Source organism: Streptomyces sp. NPDC060028, assembly GCF_042736725.1.
Lineage (GTDB): Bacteria > Actinomycetota > Actinomycetes > Streptomycetales > Streptomycetaceae > Streptomyces.
In genome coordinates, this window is the sequence record NZ_JBHWVJ010000033.1 from 38582 (window position 1) to 55505 (window position 16924).

A 16924-nucleotide genomic window follows, 5' to 3' on the forward strand; every position below is an offset into this window, starting at 1 on the left:
AAACTCGCGCGCTCATCCGGCCGCTGGAGCCGCCTGAGCCGGGAGTCTGCGCACATCACGGGCGGTGTCGGTGACCCCGGCGAGGAAGCTGCGGGCCCGCGCGGTGGCCGTGCCGGTGAGCCAGCCGGGGTCGATTTCGCATACGGCCACGGTCACCCCGGTGCCCGAGAGGGCGTACGGCAGGGTGTGGACGACCGTGGACGGAAAGCTGACGACCGTACGTCCGACCGGGCCCCGCCGTGCGATCAGCTCCAGCGGCAGGTCCGGGCGTACGATCTCCAGCCCGGTCGCCTCGCTCAGCGTGCGCAGCTTCTCCGGGGACTCCCTGCGGTGCGCGAAGTAGCGGGTGGCGCCGTGCTCCAGGGTCAGGGCGCGCACCGCGGCCAGATAGCGGTCCGGGTCCACGACTCCGGTCTCCACCAGCGAGGTGCCGACCAGGTCGGTCCCCTTGGTGAGCCGGGGCGGGCCGAAGCGGGCGCGGGTCCACGCGAAGTCGTTGACCCGCAGCTCCATCCCGGGCAGCGGGGCGACCGGCATCGAGGTGAACACCTCCACCCGCCGCCGCCCGTCCGGGGTCAGCCGGCGCCGCGCCCGCCCCGACACCGGGGCGTACGCCAATTCGCGCACCCGGGACAGCATCCCGCCGCCGGAGCGGTGCCAGCGGCGCAGCCGCTCCCCGCGGCCGAGCTGCGCCATGAACTCCATGGTGGCGGTGCCGTCGTCGACCACGACCAGCTCGGCGGCGCGGGCCGGGACCAGCAGGAGCTGGGTGAAGCGGGAGAAGGGGTCGCCGATCACGATCCGCCGGGCCCGCCGCACCTCGCCGCCGAGCGCGGCGAGCGCCTTGAGCGGGGCCCCGGAACCGCCCCGGGCCTCCTGCCAGTGCACGGTGTGGCCCTCGCCCCGGGCGATCCCGGCCATCCGGCGCAGCTGTCCGCGCGACATGGGGTCGGTGGGCGGCAGGACGACGATCCGCACCGGGTGCGCCGTGCCCGCCGCGTCGGCCGGGCCGTCCGCGGCGGCGGGCGGGCGCGGGGCGGTCCGGTCCGGCTGCCGCGGTACGCCGCCGAGCAGCGGGCCGCGCTCCGCGGGGTCGGCGCCGCGCGCGTACGCCCACTCCAGCACGTTGAGGAGCTGGACCGGACTCTCGACGAAAGCCAGGGTGGAGGCTGAGGGGGTCACCGCGTACTCCTCGATCGCTGGGCGAAAGGGCCGGCAGGGCGCGTCAGACGGCGAGGAGCTCGCCCTGGACGCGGCGGAGCTTCTTCATGGGGCCGAGCTCGGACGCGTAGACCCGCTTGACGCCGTCGCCGAGCGCGGTCTCGATGGTGCGGATGTCGCGGACCAGGCGGACCAGGCCGCCGGGTTCCACGGAGGCGGCCTGGTCGGAGCCCCACATCGCGCGGTCGAGGGTGATGTGCCGCTCGACGAAGGCGGCGCCGAGCGCGACGGCGGCCAGGGTGGTCTGCAGGCCGGTCTCGTGGCCGGAGTAGCCGATCGGGACGTTCGGGTACTCCTCCTGCAGGGTGTTGATGACCCGCAGGTTCAGCTCCTCGGCCTTGGCGGGGTAGGTCGAAGTGGCGTGGCAGAGCAGGATGTTGTCGCTGCCGAGCACCTCCACCGCGTGGCGGATCTGCTTCGGGGTGGACATGCCGGTGGAGAGGACGACGGTGCGGCCGGTGGCGCGCAGGGCGCGCAGCAGCTCGTCGTCGGTCAGCGACGCGGAGGCCACCTTGTGGGCGGGGACGTCGAACTTCTCCAGGAAGGCGACGGCCTCGGTGTCCCACGGGGAGGCGAACCAGTCGATGCCGCGCTTGGCGCAGTGCTCGTCGATGGCCCGGTACTCGGCCTCGCCGAACTCCACGCGGTGGCGGTAGTCGATGTACGTCATCCGGCCCCAGGGGGTGTCGCGCTCGATGTCCCACTGGTCGCGCGGGGTGCAGATCTCCGGGGTGCGCTTTTGGAACTTCACCGCGTCGCAGCCGGCGTCGGCCGCGGCGTCGATCAGGGCGAAGGCGTTGCCGAGGTCGCCGTTGTGGTTGATGCCGATCTCGCCGACGACGTAGACGGGGTGACCGGGGCCGGCGGTGCGGGAGCCGAGGGTGCGCAGGCGGGAGGTGGCGGTCATGGCAGGGGTGTCCTTCGGTACGGGGAGTGCGGGAGGGGTGTGGGGGACGCGCGGGGTGACAGTGGTGAGAGGGGCGGGAGGGGCGGGAGGGGTGTGAGGGGCGTCGAGCAGGGGGGCGAGGAGGCGGGCCCGGGCCAGCTCGTGCGGGTCGTCGATCTCCAGGACCCGCGCCGGGTCGGTGCGTACGGGCACCGTCCGCCCGAAGAAGCGGTGCCGGGCGGAGCGGAAGCCGGCGGCGTCCATCGCATAGGCGGCGCCGGTCTCCAGCAGGTCCTCGGGCCGGTCCTGGCGGCGGGGCCGGTACGCCGTGTCGTGGTTGACCCCGCTCCCGGCCCCGTCGGCGGCGGCCCGCCACAGGAATCCGTGGAAGGGAGCCGCGGTGAGCGCCGAGTCGGCCCCGCCGGACACGACGGCGGCGGCGACCGCCTCGACGTCCCCGGCGGTGACGAAGGGGCTGGTGCACTGGACCAGGAGGACCACGGCGACGGTGCGGGAGTGCAGTTCCTCGAAGGTGTCGAGCGCGTGCAGCAGGGCGGCCTCGCTGCTCGCGGTGTCCCCGGAGATCCCGGCGGGCCGGCGCACGATGCCGGCCCCGGCGGCCCGCGCGGCGGCGGCGATGGCCTCGGAGTCGGTGGACACCAGGACGTCGGTGACGGTCGGCGCGCCCAGGCAGGCCCGCACGGCGCGGGCCACCAGGGGCAGCCCGCCCACCTCGGCGAGGTTCTTGCCCACGACCCCCTTGGACCCGCCCCGCGCCGGGATCACGGCGAGCACGCGGGGCTGGGGGCGGGCGCTCACAGCTCCCCCAGCCGGCGGATCAGCGGGGCCACGCGCTGGACGCCCTGGCGGTACGCCCCGCGGGCGGCCTCGCGCACGTGGGCGCGCACCCGGCGGCGCAGCCGGGACTCCCCGCCCTCCACCCGGACCGCGCCCGGCAGCGGGGTGCCGTCGGGGGCGAGGTGGTGGCGCGCGAGGATCCCGGGCAGGTATCCGGGCGCGGTGACCGGGGTGTAGTAAGGGGCGACGGCCGGGAGCGGGCCCTGCCCCAGCAGCCGCACGAGCCGCGCACGGGCGGCGGCGTAGGCGTCGTCGGGGGCGTAGGCGTCGTCGGGGGCGTAGGCGTCGTCGGGGGCGCAGGCCTCGGCGTCGACAGCGGCGGCCACCGGAGCGCGTCCCGCCGCGGCCGGGCCGGTGACGCCCTGCGCGGCCAGCCATGCGGGGTCGCCCCGCGGGAGCAGGCCGGCGTCGAGCTGGTCCCAGGAGGCCAGGCAGCCCGAGCCCAGGAAGTGGTGGTTGCCCAGGACCTCGCGGATGCCCAGGTCGGTGAGGACCGCCGTCGGGACGCCCCGGTGGAGGGACTCCAGGGCGGCCGTGGAGGAGACGGTGACCAGCAGGTCGGCGCCGTCCAGCACCTCGCCCATGTTCCCGTACACGAGACGGCAGTTGGCCGGGAGCCCGCCCGGGACCCGCTCGGCGAGGCGCTGGTAGGGGAACTCCTCCAGGTGCGTGGTGTGCTCCCCCGGGCGGCTGCGCAGTTTGACCAGCACCTCGCGCTCCGGGTGCAGCCGGGCGTGCTCCGCGGCCCGCCCCAGGAGGTACGTGCGGTCCGCGCGGCTCTGCGGCACCGACGGCTGCACCGCGAAGACCACGGTGTGCGCCCCGCTCCCGGCGGGTTCGTACGGGGCGCCCTCCAGGAACGGCAGCGCGGTCTCGGTGACGGCCGAGGCGTCGGCGCCCACCCCCTCGTACACGGCGCGGAAACGCCCGGCGTCGTGGCGGGAGTTGGCGAGGACGAGGTCGGCCCCGTGGCGCAGCAGCAGCCCGTCGGCGAGCTTCTCGTACACGACGCCCACGTACCCGGTGACCAGGACGGGGCGGTGGGCCGGCTCGGGCCACAGCGCACGCGCCCCGTGCAGCACGGCCTGCACCGCCCCGCCGACGAGGGCGAGCACGACGACGTCGTAGCGCTCGCGCCGCAGCTCCGCGAGGAACTGCGCGCAGGTCACCTCGGTGAGCCGGTCGGCCCGCACCCCCACTTCGCCGAGCTGGCGCGCGGTGGGCGTGGCCCGGCCGCGCAGCAGGTATCCGCTCAGGTGGGGTTCGACCTCGATTTCGAGCCCGGTCTCGAGTCCGGTCTCGAGTCCGGTCTCGAGCCCGGCTCCGGGGCCGGAGGCGAGGCGGCGCGCGGTGAGCGCACCCCATTTCCACCGCGTGTCGGAATCGGCGAGTACGGCGACGCGAAGAGCGCCACGTGGAACGGCGCGATTGCTGTCTGGCACCCGGCAGAAGCTATTGTGCAATTTCGGTGAGCGGCCCAACGACCGCACAACAGCGGGTTAACAACCCGTCGACGAAATGCGAAAGCGCACGGGTTAACGCGCCCGCCGCGCGTCGTTCACACGGAATCCTCGTCCGGGCCATGATGAATGCCGAGCGGCGGCCTAATGTCTCCCGGGTGCTCAAGCTCTCTGTTGTCGTGCCGTTCTACAACGTGCAGACATACGCACCGGATGCCCTGAAGAGTCTCGAACTCAACGCCCGGGACGACTTCGAGTTCCTGCTCGTCGACGACTGCTCGACGGACGGGACGCCCGAACTCCTGGAGCGCGCCGCGCGCGACCTCCCGGGCGCGGTGCACCTCAGACGCGACCGGAACGGCGGCCTGGCCTGCGCCCGGAACACGGGCCTGGACGCAGCCCGCGGCGAGTACGTCGCCTTCCTCGACGGGGACGACTGGCTGGCGCCGGGCCACCTGACCCGGACGCTGGCCGCGATCGAGGCTCTGAGCTGCGATTTCGTCCGTACCGACCATGTCCAGTGCACCGGCCGCGCGCGGCAGGTCAAGCGGGTCCCCTACGGGCCGCAGGCGCTCGTCGCCGCCCCGCGCCGCGGGATCCTGCCCGCCTCGCGTCCGACCTCGGTGGACTATCCGTACGCGTGGGCCGGCATGTACCACCGGCGGCTGCTGGACCGCGGGCTGCTGCACTTCACCGACGGACTGCGGACGGCGGAGGACCGGCCGTGGATCTGGCGGCTGCACCGGGAGGCGGAGAGCTTCGCGGCGGTCGGCCTGCCGGGAATCTTCTACCGGCGCGGGATTTCCACCTCTCTGACGCAGATCGGGGACGAGCGGCAGCTCGATTTCATTCGCGCATTCGATCAAGTTCTGTCGGATACGGCCGCGGACCGGGAAGCCGATCTCCTGCTTCCGAAAGCCGTCCGAACGTATTGCGCAATTATCGCGCACCACCTCGGATCCATCGAAAGGTTCGAACCGGCCGTGGCCAGGAAACTCCGCTCCATGAGCACGGCCGCGCTCGGGCGCATGCCGCAGGATGTGCTCGACCAGGCCCTGAATGCGATGGATCTCGAACGGGCCGACCGACTGCGCCGTCTGCGCCGCCTGCGCCGCCGCTCCACGGTCACCGCGGGAGCCGCTGCGTGAGTGTCACCCAGATCTTCCTGGCCTCCACCCTGTACGGCACGGCCACCCTCGCCGCCGCGATCGACGCGGGCGCCTTCCCGCCCGCCGGCCGCCGGATCCTGCTGACCAGCAACCACTCCGTCACCGCCGAGATCGCCCCCGGCCTCGCGGACATGCCGGGCTTCACCACCCTGCGGACCCGCTTCGACGAGGTGCTCGACTGGAACGCCGTCATCGCCCCGCAGCACCCGAGCACCTGGGCCCCCCGGCCCGAAGACGTCCCCCTGTGGGAACGGCAGTTGCGCGCCCTGTGGGCCATCGGCGAGGACCGCGTCGAGCTGATCGTGGAGTCCCTCCAGGTCCCGCCCGCCCAGAGCCTGTGCCGGCTCTTCCCCGGCGCGACCGTGGACGTCTATGCCGACGGACTGATGAGCTACGGCCCCACCCGCTTCCGCCTCGACCCCCAACTCGGCATGCGGGTACGGCGGGTGCTGCACCTGGACCTCGTACCGGGGCTGGAGCCGCTGCTGCTCACGGAGTTCGACGTACCCGCGGAGCTGGTCCCGGCGCCGGCCTTCCTGAAGGTGCTGGCCGAACTGACCCTTGAGGCAACGGAGTTGGACACGACAACCACCCCCGACGCGCCGGCCGGCGAGCCTCCGGCCCCGGCCCTGCTGCTGGGCCAGTACCTCTCCGCGCTGGACCTGATGTCCGCCGCCGAGGAGGAGGAGCTGCACGTCGCGATGGTCCGCGGCGCGCACGCCCTGGGCCACCGGGAGCTCGTCTTCAAACCGCACCCCGGCGCCCCCGCCGCCTACTCCCGCCGTGCCGAGGAGGAGGCCGGGCGGCTCGGCGCCCGGCTCACCGTGATCGGCGCCCCGGTGCTCGCCGAAACCCTCTACGAGCGGCTGCGCCCGGCCTTGGTGGTCGGCTGCTTCTCCACCGGACTGCTCACCGCGGCCACGCTGTACGGACTCCCGGTCGCCCGGACCGGCACCGAAGCCGTACTGGCCCGCCTCACCCCGTACCAGAACAGCAACCGCATCCCGCTGACCGTGGCCGACGCGGCCCTGCCGGACCTGGCGGACGCGGCGGCCGTACGCTCCTGGACCCCGCCGGGCCCCGAACGGATCGCGCAGGAGCTGACCGGCCTGCTCACGGCCGTCGGGTTCACGATGCAGCCGCAGATCCTCGCGGCCCGGCGCGCGGAGGCCGAGGAGTACCTGGCCCGGCACCTGGCCCCGCACACCTGGCGCTACTTCAAGCGCCGCCGGCTGACCGCCCTGGGCCTGCCGGGCGGCATCCCGGCGCGGCTGTCCTTCCTGCCGCGCCACCCGGCGGTCCGCCGCCTGGCGCGCCGGCTGCGCAAGGTGATCGGCTGACCGGCTGACCGGCGGGCCGGCCGGTACGCGGGGGTCAGCCCATGGCGAGCTTGGCGGCGAAGCCGAGGAACAGCACCCCCGCCGCGGAGCTCGCACCGGCAGCGAGCCGCTTGCGGCGCCGGAAGGCCGCCGAGAGCCGGGCCCCGGTGAAGATCAGCGTGGTCAGGTAGAGGGCGCTCACCAGCTGGGACACGGCGCCCAGCAGCAGGAACGACAGCGCGGGGTAGGCGTAGCCGGGATCCACGAACTGCACGAAGAAGGACAGCAGGAACAAGATGGCCTTCGGGTTGAACAGGCTCACCACCAGCGCCCGCCGGTAGGTCCGCTCGACCTTCACCTCGGGCTCGCCCTGCTCCTGGAGCAGCTCCGCCCGGCGCTCCTTGCGCTCGCGCCACATGGTCCAGGCGGCCCGCATCATCCCGACGGCGAGCCACGCCAGGTACCCGGCACCGAGGAACTTCACCACGGAGAACAGCAGCGGGCTGGTCTTCAGCAGCGCGCCCGCGCCGGCGGCGGTGAGCACCATCAGGACGGTGTCCCCGGTGAACACGCCGGCGGCCGCCGTGTACCCCTTGCGCACACCGCCGCGCGCGGCGACGGACAGCACGTAGAGCGAGTTCGGCCCCGGCAACAGAATGATCAGTACGAGTCCGGCCATGTAGGTCGGCAGATCGGTGACTCCCAGCATGTTTCCGAGTCTCGCACGGGTGTCTATCCCGGTTCTCCGAGGCCGCCCGGCGGCGGGCTCCGCTCAGAACGCGTCCGCCGGGACGTACGTCCCCCACACCTCCCGCAGTGCCCCGCAGACCTCCCCCACCGTGGCCCGCGCCTTCAGCGCCTCCTTCATCGGATACAGCACGTTCGCCGAGCCGGCCGCCGCCTCCCGGACCCCCGCGAGCGCCGCGGCCACCGCCCCGCCGTCCCGCTCTGCCCGCAGCGCGGCCAGCGCCGCCCGCTGGCGCGCCTCGATCTCCGGGTCCACGCGCAGCGGCTCGTACGGTTCCTCGCGCTCCAGCGCGTACCGGTTGACTCCCACCACCACCCGCTCCCCGCTCTCGGTCTCGCGTGCGATGCGGTACGCGTTCCGCTCGATCTCCCCCTTCTGGAACCCGGCCTCGATCGCCGCCACCGCCCCGCCCAGATCCTCCACCCGGCGCATCAGCGCGAGCGCCGCCTCCTCCACGTCGTCCGTCATCCGCTCCACCGCGTACGACCCCGCGAAGGGGTCCACGGTGTGCGGTACGTCCGTCTCGTACGCGAGCACCTGCTGCGTCCGCAGCGCGAGACGGGCCGATTTCTCCGTGGGCAGGGCGATGGCCTCGTCGAAGGAGTTGGTGTGCAGCGACTGGGTGCCGCCGAGCACCGCGGCCAGCCCCTGCACGGCGACCCGTACGAGATTGAGCTCCGGCTGCTGCGCCGTCAGCTGCACCCCGGCCGTCTGGGTGTGGAAGCGCAGCATCAGCGACTTCGGGTCCCGGGCCCCGAACTCCTCGCGCATCACCCGCGCCCAGATCCGCCGGGCCGCCCGGAACTTCGCGACCTCCTCCAGCAGGGTGGTGCGGGCGACGAAGAAGAAGGACAGCCGGGGCGCGAAGGTGTCGACCGGCATCCCGGCGTCCAGCGCGGTGCGCACGTAAGCGATCCCGTCGGCCAGGGTGAAGGCGATCTCCTGCGCGGGCGAGGCCCCGGCCTCGGCCATGTGGTAGCCGGAGATGGAGATGGTGTTCCACTTGGGGATCTCGGCCCGGCAGTACCGGAAGGTGTCGGCGGTCAGCCGCAGCGACGGCCCGGGCGGGAAGATGTACGTGCCGCGCGCGATGTACTCCTTCAGAACATCGTTCTGGATCGTCCCCGTCAGCAGGTCGGCCGTGACCCCCTGCTCCTCGGCGACCAGTTGGTACAGCAGCAAGAGCAGCGCGGCGGGCGCGTTGATGGTCATCGAGGTGGAGACCCGGTCCAGCGGGATCCCGTCGAACAGCACCCGCATGTCGTCGAGCGAGTCGATGGCGACGCCCACCTTGCCGACCTCGCCGTGCGCGAGCGGGGCGTCGGAGTCGTGTCCCATCTGGGTGGGCAGGTCGAAGGCGACGGACAGCCCGGTGCCGCCGCCCGCGATGAGCTGCCGGTACCGCGCGTTGGACTCGGCGGCCGTCCCGAAGCCGGCGTACTGCCGCATCGTCCACGGCCGTCCTGTGTACATGGTGGGGTAGACGCCCCGTGTGTACGGGTATGCCCCTGGGGAACCCAGTTTGGTCTCCGGGTCCCATCCCGTCAGATCCCCCGGCCCGTAGACCGGTTCGACCGGGATTCCGCTCTCGGTGCTTGCCATGTGACGTAGTCCTCCGTAGAGCAATCGCCCCCGGGCCTGATACAACCTTGCCCGCGACGGCAGTGACCGTCCGCGTGGCGGACGCTGGTCACAATGGCGCAACATCCCGTGATCGTGTGCAACTCTCCACGCCCGCCAGGCATCACCTAGATACACGACGTCAGAATTCGGGGGAATGCAATGCTCCGCCTGCACCGCCAGAGAGTCATAATCCGCACGCTCGGGGTGGCCACCGCCGTCGCGCTCGCCGCGACCGCCTGTGGGCCGCAGAAGTCGGAGGCCAAGGGCTCCGCTTCCGCGTCCCCCTCCGCGCCCGCGGCGGACCCCACCCCTTCCGCCTCGGCCTCCTCGGACGCCAAGCCCGGCGACGCCTCGCCGTCGCCGTCCGCCTCGGCCTCCGCCTCGACGTCCCCCTCGCCTTCGCCCTCGCCGACCGTGAAGCAGATCATGGCCAACGGCGACGACAGCGAGCAGGTGCGCGAGCTCCAGGCCCGCCTGCGCCAGCTCAAGCTGATGACGGTGGCGCCGACCGGCTTCTACGGTTCGAAGACGACCACCGCGGTCAAGTCCTTCCAGGGCAAGAACAAGCTCACCGCCACCGGTGGCGTGGACGAGCCCACCTGGAAGAAGATCCAGAGCCTCACCAAGAAGCCCACCGCCGACGAGCTGCGCCCGCCGGCCGTCAACGAGGCCGACGCCCCGGACCCGCGCTGCATGGAGGGCCGGGTCATGTGCATCAGCAAGGAGAGCCGCACCCTCGCCTGGATGATCGACGGCAAGGTCATCTCCACGATGGACGTCCGCTTCGGTTCGGAGAACACCCCGACCCGCGAAGGCGTCTTCAACGTGGGCTGGAAGGCCAAGGAATGGACGTCGACGATCTACCACACGCCCATGCCGTACGCGATGTTCTTCAGCGGCGGCCAGGCGGTCCACTACTCGGCGGACTTCGCCGCCCGCGGCTACGCCGGGGCCTCGCACGGCTGTGTGAACGTCCGGGACAAGGCCAAGCTGTCGGCGCTGTTCGACGCGGTCCAGGTCGGCGACAAGGTCGTCGTCTACTGGTGAGCCGCTCCCGGAGGCGGTCGGAGAAGTAAGGGGCGCGGGCAGGGCCGGGGGAACGTGCCCCGCCCGCGCCGGTTGCGCAGAGCCCAGGGGTACGGGGGGAACCCCGGCTCATGCGCGGCCGATGACCAGTCGGCTCGATACGTACTGCGCCGCCGGTTCGAAAAGTGTTACAGCCGCCCCTGCGAATGTTTCACGCCACTGTCCGATACCCGTTCAGTGGCGGGCGCGCAGCAGCAGCGAACCGTCCGCCGGCAGCGCCGGTGTGAGCGTCGGGGCCCGCAGTACGCCGCCCCCCTGGTCGGTGCGACCGGGGTCCGCGCCCGGAGCGCCCGGCGCGTCGCTGCGTGTGGCGCCGTCGGCGGCCCCGGCCAGCAGGGACTCGCAGTAGCGCGGGATGCGCGTGAGCCCGTTGGCCAGCCGCGTGAGCTTCTCGCGGCGTTCGTCGTTGAGGCGGCCCGCCCGGAAGTCCTGGCACAGGGTCACCGCGCGCAGGCGGTTCTCCCGGTCCTTGGCGGCGGTGCCGCCGTCCAGGAAGCGGTCCTTGGTGCCGCCGTCCTTGCCCGCGGTGGCCGCCCCGTTCGCGGACGGTTCCGTCCCGGTTCCGCCGCCCCCGACCGCGCCGCCTCCGGGCGTCGTACGGTCTCCCGTGCCCGGCGCGGCGCCGGTACCCGGGGTGCCGCTCACGCCGTCGCCGCCGCGCGGCGACGACGGCTGGAACCCCGGGGTGAGGGTCGGGTCCGGGCCCGCGCCGTCCGGGGCGGGCGAGTCGCCGGAGCTCACGGACACCGCCGGGGCGGGTCCCGCGGTGTCGTGCCGGGGCCCGTCCAGCAGGCCGGCCCCCGCGGCGGCGGCCAGACCGCCGAAGGCGACGCTGGCCAGGGCGGCGGCGAGCCCGAACCGCACGGGCCGCATGCGCCGGCCGCCCGCCGGGGAAACAGCTGCGGAACCGGCGGCGGGTGCGGACGCGTGCGCGGCGGCCGGGTGCCACGGGCTGAGCTCCACCACCGGTTCCCCGGCGCCGAAGGCATCGGACCGGACCGGGGCGGCGGCGGGCGCCGTGCCGCGCGCCGCGCGGAAAGCGGCCAGCGCGGCGGCCTCCCCGGGCAGCTCGGCGCCGGTGTGAGGCGCCGGCCCGGAGAGTTCGTCGAGGGTGGCGCGCAGGCGCTCGGCCCGTGCGCGGGCAGGGTGATCGGCACCAGGTCCGGCCGGTTCTCCGCGCAGCAGTCGTTCCGCCGCGGCTCTGTCCAGCCACCTGTTGCGCTCGTCGGCCATCACATGTCCTTCTGCGTCCGCCAACGTGAATGCGTCACACCGGTTTGTTCCACGAGACCCCCGCCTCGGCCGCGCTGCGCCGGCACGGCGTCGAGATCGATCCCGCCCGCGCCGTGCCGTGGCTGGCCACCGGCATTATGGCCGACCGCGGATCCGTATCCCGAGTCCGCCTCCCAGCCCGGCTCGAACCCGCCGTCGGCCCCTATCATCTCGGCCAGTTTCTTCAGGCCCCGGTGCGCGGCGGTGCGTACCGCGCCGGGCCGCTTGCCCAGCGTCTCGGCGGCGGTCTTGGCGTCGAGACCGACGACGACGCGCAGGACGACGGCTTCCGCCTGGTCCTGGGGGAGCTGGGCGATCAGGGCCATGGCCCGGCCGGTGGACAGGGCCTCCATCGCCTCTCCCGCGGTGTCGCAGTCGGCGGCCCGGCCCGTCAGCTCGGTCTCGTCGCCGCCGATGGCAGGGCGGCGGCCGCGCATGCGTATGTGGTCGAGGGCGCGGTTGCGTGCGATCCGGGCGGCCCAGCCGCGGAAGCGGTCGGCGTCACCGGTGAAGGAGTCGAGGTCGCGGGATATCTGCAACCAGGCCTCCGAGGTGACGTCCTCCGCGTCGCCGTCTCCGACGAGCGTGCGGACGTACCCGAGCAGGCGTGGGTGCACGGCGCGGTACACATAACGGAACGCGTTCTCGTCGCCGTCTTGTGCCGCGAGCACCGCGGTGGTCAGCTCCGCGTCGTCCCCCAGCAAAGTCCCCAACCCGTTCACTGTCCTGTACGTGTGGCGCAAATCAGCACGTTACGGCTTTCAAGTACCTCTCGTCCACGCGTTGTACAACCAGCAACCAATCCTGCGCGGAGCGAGGTGTGACACAAAACGCACTCGGGGCGCTGACAGGGGTACGGGCTTGTCGCACGAGTCCGTGTCGGATGGCGGCCGGGGCCTCTCCTGTGGGGGGTGGCGGCCTCGGTCGCCCTCCTCTTCCCCGCACTCTTCGCCGGGCTCTTCCCCGGGCCCTGCCCCAGGCGCTGCCCCGGGCCCGCCCTCCAGTGCTTCTCCACGCGGCCTTGTCATCCTTTCGGCTCACTTCCGGGTGAAAACCCAGGATGCGTACGACACACCCCGCCCCGCGTCGATAGCGTGGCGATACACCCGCGCCGCGCCCCGAGGAGCCCCCCGCTGTCCAGCCACCTTCCGGCACAGGCCCGCGGAAGCTCCGCCCCTCCTCACGGATCGGGACTGGCGCGGTTCAACGCCCTGTCCCCCGAATCCGCCCGCTCCATCCTGCTGCACTGCTGCGGCAGCGCCCGCTGGGCCCAGCGCGTGGCCGCACACCGCCCCTACCCCGATCTCGACACTCTGCTCGCCGCCGCCGACGAGGCCTCGTACGACCTCTCCCAGGCCGACCTCTCGGAGGCGCTGGCCGGCGAGACCTCGGCGGAGCTGGAGCACGGGGCCTCGTACGCCGCCCTCCTCGCCCTCGACGCCGCCCAGGCGGAGTACGAGCGCAAGTTCGGCCACGCCTTCGTGATCTGCCTCGACGGACACACCCCCGAGGAGCAGGCCGATCAACTCCTGGCCGCGATCCGGCGTCGGATGGGTCACGAAGTGGACGAGGAGCGTTCGATCTCCGCGGACGAGCTGCGCCGCGTCGCGCAGGCCCGGCTCGCCGACCTGACACACTGGCTGACGTCGGCGGATGGGGTGTCTGCGGCTGAATTCGGGCTATTCGCCCCTGTGGGATAGTCCGTCCGAGCCTGTTTGATCACACCGATGGCCCCCGCGCGAAGGAACCGACAAAGCGTCGCTACGATGTCCGGGGCCGGAGGACCGTACCCGGCCGGGCCCGACCGACAGAGAAGCCGGCTGGCCCCCGCCCCGCTTCCGGAGGGTTTTCCGTGCCGGCTGGAACGTTGTACCGCGGCCGGGAAGGAATGTGGTCCTGGGTGGCTCATCGAGTCACCGGCGTCCTCATTTTCTTCTTCCTGTTCGTACACGTCCTTGACACCGCTCTCGTCCGCGTCTCCCCCGAGGCGTACGACGACGTGGTGGCTACCTACAAGACGCCGATCGTCGCGCTGCTGGAGTACGGCCTCGTCGCCGCAATCCTCTTCCACGCGCTCAACGGTCTGCGTGTCATCGCCGTGGACTTCTGGTCCAAGGGCCCGCGCTACCAGAAGCAGATGCTCTGGACCGTCGTGAGCATCTGGATCGTGCTGATGGCCGGGGCCGTGTACCCCGTCCTGCACCACGCCTACCTTGAACTGTTCGGGAAGTGACACGCATGTCTTCTGACACTTCTTCCGCTCAGGCCATCGGTGACGTGGAGGGCGTTTCCCTCTACGACGTCGACAGCCCGGCGCCGTACATCGAAGCCCCGCGCAAGCGGACCGGCAAGACGCCGCGCACGACCCGCGGCAACTTCGAGATGGCCGCATGGCTCTTCATGCGCCTCTCGGGCATCGTGCTGGTCGTCCTGGTCATCACCCACCTGCTGATCCAGCTGGTGCTGGACGGCGGCGTCTCCAAGATCGGCTTCGCCTTCGTGGCCGGCCGCTGGGCGTCCCCGTTCTGGCAGGTCTGGGACCTGCTGATGCTGTGGCTGGCCATGCTCCACGGCGCCAACGGCCTCCGCACCGTCGTCAACGACTACGCGGAGCGCCCGGGCACCCGGTTGTGGCTGAAGGGCCTGCTCTACACCGCCACGGTGTTCACCATCCTTCTGGGCACGCTGGTGATCTTCACCTTCGACCCGAACATCCGCTAGGCAACGGGGCTGAGGCGAAACCAATGAAGATCCACAAGTACGACACCGTCATCGTCGGCGCGGGTGGCGCGGGTATGCGCGCCGCCATCGAGTCGACGAAGCGCAGCCGCACCGCCGTGCTGACGAAGCTCTACCCCACCCGCTCCCACACGGGCGCCGCGCAGGGCGGCATGGCCGCCGCGCTCGCCAACGTGGAAGAGGACAACTGGGAGTGGCACACCTTCGACACGGTCAAGGGCGGTGACTACCTGGTCGACCAGGACGCCGCCGAGATCCTGGCGAAGGAGGCCATCGACGCGGTCCTCGACCTGGAGAAGATGGGCCTGCCGTTCAACCGCACGCCGGACGGCACCATCGACCAGCGCCGCTTCGGCGGCCACTCGCGCAACCACGGCGAGGCGCCGGTCCGCCGGTCCTGCTACGCCGCGGACCGCACCGGTCACATGATCCTCCAGACGCTCTACCAGAACTGTGTCAAGGAGGGCGTGGAGTTCTTCAACGAGTTCTACGTCCTGGACCAGCTGCTGGTCGAGGAGGACGGCGTCAAGAAGTCGGCCGGTGTGGTCGCGTACGAGCTCGCCACCGGCGAGATCCACGTGTTCCAGGCCAAGTCCGTCATCTACGCCTCCGGCGGCACGGGCAAGTTCTTCAAGGTGACCTCCAACGCGCACACCCTCACGGGTGACGGCCAGGCGGCCTGCTACCGCCGCGGTCTGCCGCTCGAGGACATGGAGTTCTTCCAGTTCCACCCGACGGGCATCTGGCGCATGGGCATCCTGCTGACGGAGGGCGCCCGCGGTGAGGGCGGCATCCTCCGCAACAAGGACGGCGAGCGCTTCATGGAGAAGTACGCGCCGGTCATGAAGGACCTCGCGTCCCGTGACGTCGTCTCGCGCTCCATCTACACCGAGATCCGTGAAGGCCGCGGCTGCGGTCCGGCCGGTGACCACGTGTACCTGGACCTGACGCACCTCCCGCCGGAGCAGCTCGACGCGAAGCTCCCGGACATCACCGAGTTCGCGCGCACCTACCTGGGCATCGAGCCGTACACGGACCCGATCCCGATCCAGCCCACCGCGCACTACGCCATGGGCGGCATCCCGACGAACGTCCAGGGTGAGGTCCTCAGCGACAACACCACGGTCGTCCCGGGCCTGTACGCGGCCGGCGAGGTCGCATGCGTGTCGGTGCACGGCGCCAACCGCCTCGGCACCAACTCGCTGCTCGACATCAACGTCTTCGGCAAGCGGTCCGGCATCGCCGCGGCCGAGTACGCGCACGCCAACGACTACGTCGAGCTGCCGGAGAACCCGGCCCAGCAGGTGAGCGACCTCGTCGAGCAGCTGCGCGCCTCCACGGGCAACGAGCGGGTCGCGGACCTGCGCCTGGAGCTCCAGGAGACGATGGACGCCTGCGTGATGGTGTTCCGTACCGAGCAGACGATCAAGACCGCGGTCGAGAAGATCGCGGAGCTGCGCGCGCGGTACAAGAACGTCTCCATCCAGGACAAGGGCAAGCGCTTCAACACGGACCTGCTGGAGGCCATCGAGCTGGGCAACCTGCTCGACCTGGCCGAGGTCATGGCCGTGTCCGCGCTGGCGCGCAAGGAGTCCCGCGGCGGTCACTACCGCGAGGACTACCCGAACCGCGACGACGTCAACTTCATGCGCCACACCATGGCGTACCGCGAGGTCGGAGCCGACGGCTCGGACTCGGTCCGGCTCGATTACAAGCCGGTCGTCACGACCCGCTACCAGCCGATGGAGCGTAAGTACTGATGGCTACCCCCACCCTGTCCAAGACGGACGAGATGGAGGCGGCGGCCGCGGCCTCGCCGTTCATCACGGTCACCTTCCGGATCCGCCGCTTCAACCCCGAGATCTCGGACGAGTCGCAGTGGCAGGACTTCCAGATCGAGATCGACCCGAAGGAGCGCGTGCTCGACGGTCTCCACAAGATCAAGTGGGACCTCGACGGCACGCTGACCTTCCGCCGCTCGTGCGCGCATGGCATCTGCGGCTCCGACGCGATGCGGATCAACGGCAAGAACAGGCTCGCCTGCAAGACGCTGATCAAGGACATCAACCCGGAGAAGCCGATCACGGTCGAGGCCATCAAGGGCCTGACGGTGATGAAGGACCTCGTCGTCGACATGGAGCCCTTCTTCCAGGCGTACCGGGACGTCATGCCGTTCCTGGTCACCAAGGGCAACGAGCCGACGCGCGAGCGCCTGCAGTCCGCCGAGGACCGCGAGCGCTTCGACGACACCACCAAGTGCATCCTGTGCGCCGCGTGCACGTCCTCGTGCCCGGTGTTCTGGAACGACGGCCAGTACTTCGGCCCGGCGGCGATCGTCAACGCGCACCGCTTCATCTTCGACTCGCGTGACGAGGCCGGCGAGCAGCGGCTGGAGATCCTGAACGACAAGGACGGCGTGTGGCGCTGCCGCACGACCTTCAACTGCACCGACGCGTGCCCGCGTGGCATCGAGGTCACCAAGGCGATCCAGGAAGTCAAGCGTGCGCTGATCACGCGCCGCTTCTGATTCCGTCGTCGCAGGA

At 71.8% G+C, this 16924-nt stretch carries 15 protein-coding genes and 1 pseudogene; 8 read left to right on the plus strand and 8 right to left on the minus strand.

All coding sequences use genetic code 11. The features are described from left to right. Positions 1 to 12 precede the first annotated feature (12 nt). The 4 genes and pseudogenes from ACFWBF_RS18485 to ACFWBF_RS18500 all read right to left on the minus strand — a co-directional run bounded on the left by ACFWBF_RS18485 (position 13) and on the right by ACFWBF_RS18500 (position 4407). A complete protein-coding gene (locus ACFWBF_RS18485) occupies positions 13 to 1182 on the minus strand; it encodes a hypothetical protein (RefSeq protein WP_385602536.1) in 1170 nt (389 codons plus the stop codon). Between the two features lie 43 nt (positions 1183 to 1225). Next, entirely contained in the window at positions 1226 to 2128 is a 903-nt protein-coding gene (locus tag ACFWBF_RS18490; protein WP_385602649.1) for an N-acetylneuraminate synthase family protein, read from the minus strand. A 420-nt stretch (positions 2129 to 2548) separates the two neighbouring features. Then, a pseudogene (locus ACFWBF_RS18495) lies at positions 2549 to 2926 on the minus strand (cytidylyltransferase domain-containing protein); the annotation flags it as partial. Next, a complete protein-coding gene (locus ACFWBF_RS18500) occupies positions 2923 to 4407 on the minus strand; it encodes a DUF6716 putative glycosyltransferase (protein WP_385602538.1) in 1485 nt (494 codons plus the stop codon). The gene ACFWBF_RS18500 and the pseudogene ACFWBF_RS18495, both read right to left, overlap by 4 nt. 176 nt (positions 4408 to 4583) lie before the next feature. Between ACFWBF_RS18500 and ACFWBF_RS18505 the strand changes: the two genes are divergently transcribed. Further along, entirely contained in the window at positions 4584 to 5573 is a 990-nt protein-coding gene (locus tag ACFWBF_RS18505) for a glycosyltransferase family 2 protein (protein ID WP_385602651.1), read from the plus strand. Next, entirely contained in the window at positions 5570 to 6934 is a 1365-nt protein-coding gene (locus tag ACFWBF_RS18510; protein ID WP_385602541.1) for a polysialyltransferase family glycosyltransferase, read from the plus strand. Before ACFWBF_RS18505 ends, ACFWBF_RS18510 begins: the two co-directional genes overlap by 4 nt. 34 nt (positions 6935 to 6968) lie before the next feature. Here ACFWBF_RS18510 and leuE read toward each other — a convergent pair whose 3' ends face one another. Then, entirely contained in the window at positions 6969 to 7622 is a 654-nt protein-coding gene (leuE, locus tag ACFWBF_RS18515) for a leucine efflux protein LeuE (RefSeq protein ID WP_385602544.1), read from the minus strand. A gap of 63 nt (positions 7623 to 7685) precedes the next feature. Continuing rightward, complete coding sequence (locus ACFWBF_RS18520; RefSeq protein ID WP_385602547.1) at positions 7686 to 9263, minus strand: methylmalonyl-CoA mutase; 1578 nt, start codon at positions 9261 to 9263, stop codon at positions 7686 to 7688. A 225-nt stretch (positions 9264 to 9488) separates the two neighbouring features. Here ACFWBF_RS18520 and ACFWBF_RS18525 point away from each other — a divergent pair, with 225 nt between their 5' ends. Next, positions 9489 to 10331, plus strand: a complete 843-nt coding sequence (locus tag ACFWBF_RS18525) for a L,D-transpeptidase family protein (protein ID WP_385602550.1) — start codon at positions 9489 to 9491, stop codon at positions 10329 to 10331. Between the two features lie 213 nt (positions 10332 to 10544). Here the strand turns inward: ACFWBF_RS18525 and ACFWBF_RS18530 are convergent, their stop codons facing one another. Continuing rightward, positions 10545 to 11603 carry a hypothetical protein gene (locus ACFWBF_RS18530; RefSeq protein WP_385602553.1) on the minus strand — a complete coding sequence of 353 codons (1059 nt, stop codon included), beginning with the start codon at positions 11601 to 11603 and terminating at the stop codon, positions 10545 to 10547. Further along, positions 11603 to 12346, minus strand: a complete 744-nt coding sequence (locus ACFWBF_RS18535) for an RNA polymerase sigma factor (protein ID WP_385602654.1) — start codon at positions 12344 to 12346, stop codon at positions 11603 to 11605. The genes ACFWBF_RS18530 and ACFWBF_RS18535 overlap by 1 nt, the downstream gene beginning before the upstream one ends. 390 nt (positions 12347 to 12736) lie before the next feature. Between ACFWBF_RS18535 and ACFWBF_RS18540 the strand changes: the two genes are divergently transcribed. The 5 genes from ACFWBF_RS18540 to ACFWBF_RS18560 all read left to right on the plus strand — a co-directional run bounded on the left by ACFWBF_RS18540 (position 12737) and on the right by ACFWBF_RS18560 (position 16908). Continuing rightward, positions 12737 to 13342, plus strand: a complete 606-nt coding sequence (locus ACFWBF_RS18540) for a 2-oxo-4-hydroxy-4-carboxy-5-ureidoimidazoline decarboxylase (protein ID WP_385602556.1) — start codon at positions 12737 to 12739, stop codon at positions 13340 to 13342. 152 nt (positions 13343 to 13494) lie between these two features. Next, the gene (gene sdhC, locus ACFWBF_RS18545) at positions 13495 to 13875 is read left to right on the plus strand and encodes a succinate dehydrogenase, cytochrome b556 subunit (RefSeq protein ID WP_385234051.1); all 381 of its coding nucleotides are present in this window, start codon (positions 13495 to 13497) and stop codon (positions 13873 to 13875) included. Between the two features lie 5 nt (positions 13876 to 13880). Further along, on the plus strand, positions 13881 to 14363 hold the full coding sequence (locus ACFWBF_RS18550; protein WP_385602559.1) for a succinate dehydrogenase hydrophobic membrane anchor subunit: 483 nt from the start codon (positions 13881 to 13883) through the stop codon (positions 14361 to 14363). 23 nt (positions 14364 to 14386) lie between these two features. Next, complete coding sequence (sdhA, locus tag ACFWBF_RS18555; RefSeq protein WP_385602562.1) at positions 14387 to 16141, plus strand: succinate dehydrogenase flavoprotein subunit; 1755 nt, start codon at positions 14387 to 14389, stop codon at positions 16139 to 16141. Beyond that, the gene (locus ACFWBF_RS18560; protein WP_214946746.1) at positions 16141 to 16908 is read left to right on the plus strand and encodes a succinate dehydrogenase iron-sulfur subunit; all 768 of its coding nucleotides are present in this window, start codon (positions 16141 to 16143) and stop codon (positions 16906 to 16908) included. Before sdhA ends, ACFWBF_RS18560 begins: the two co-directional genes overlap by 1 nt. Positions 16909 to 16924: the final 16 nt, after the last annotated feature.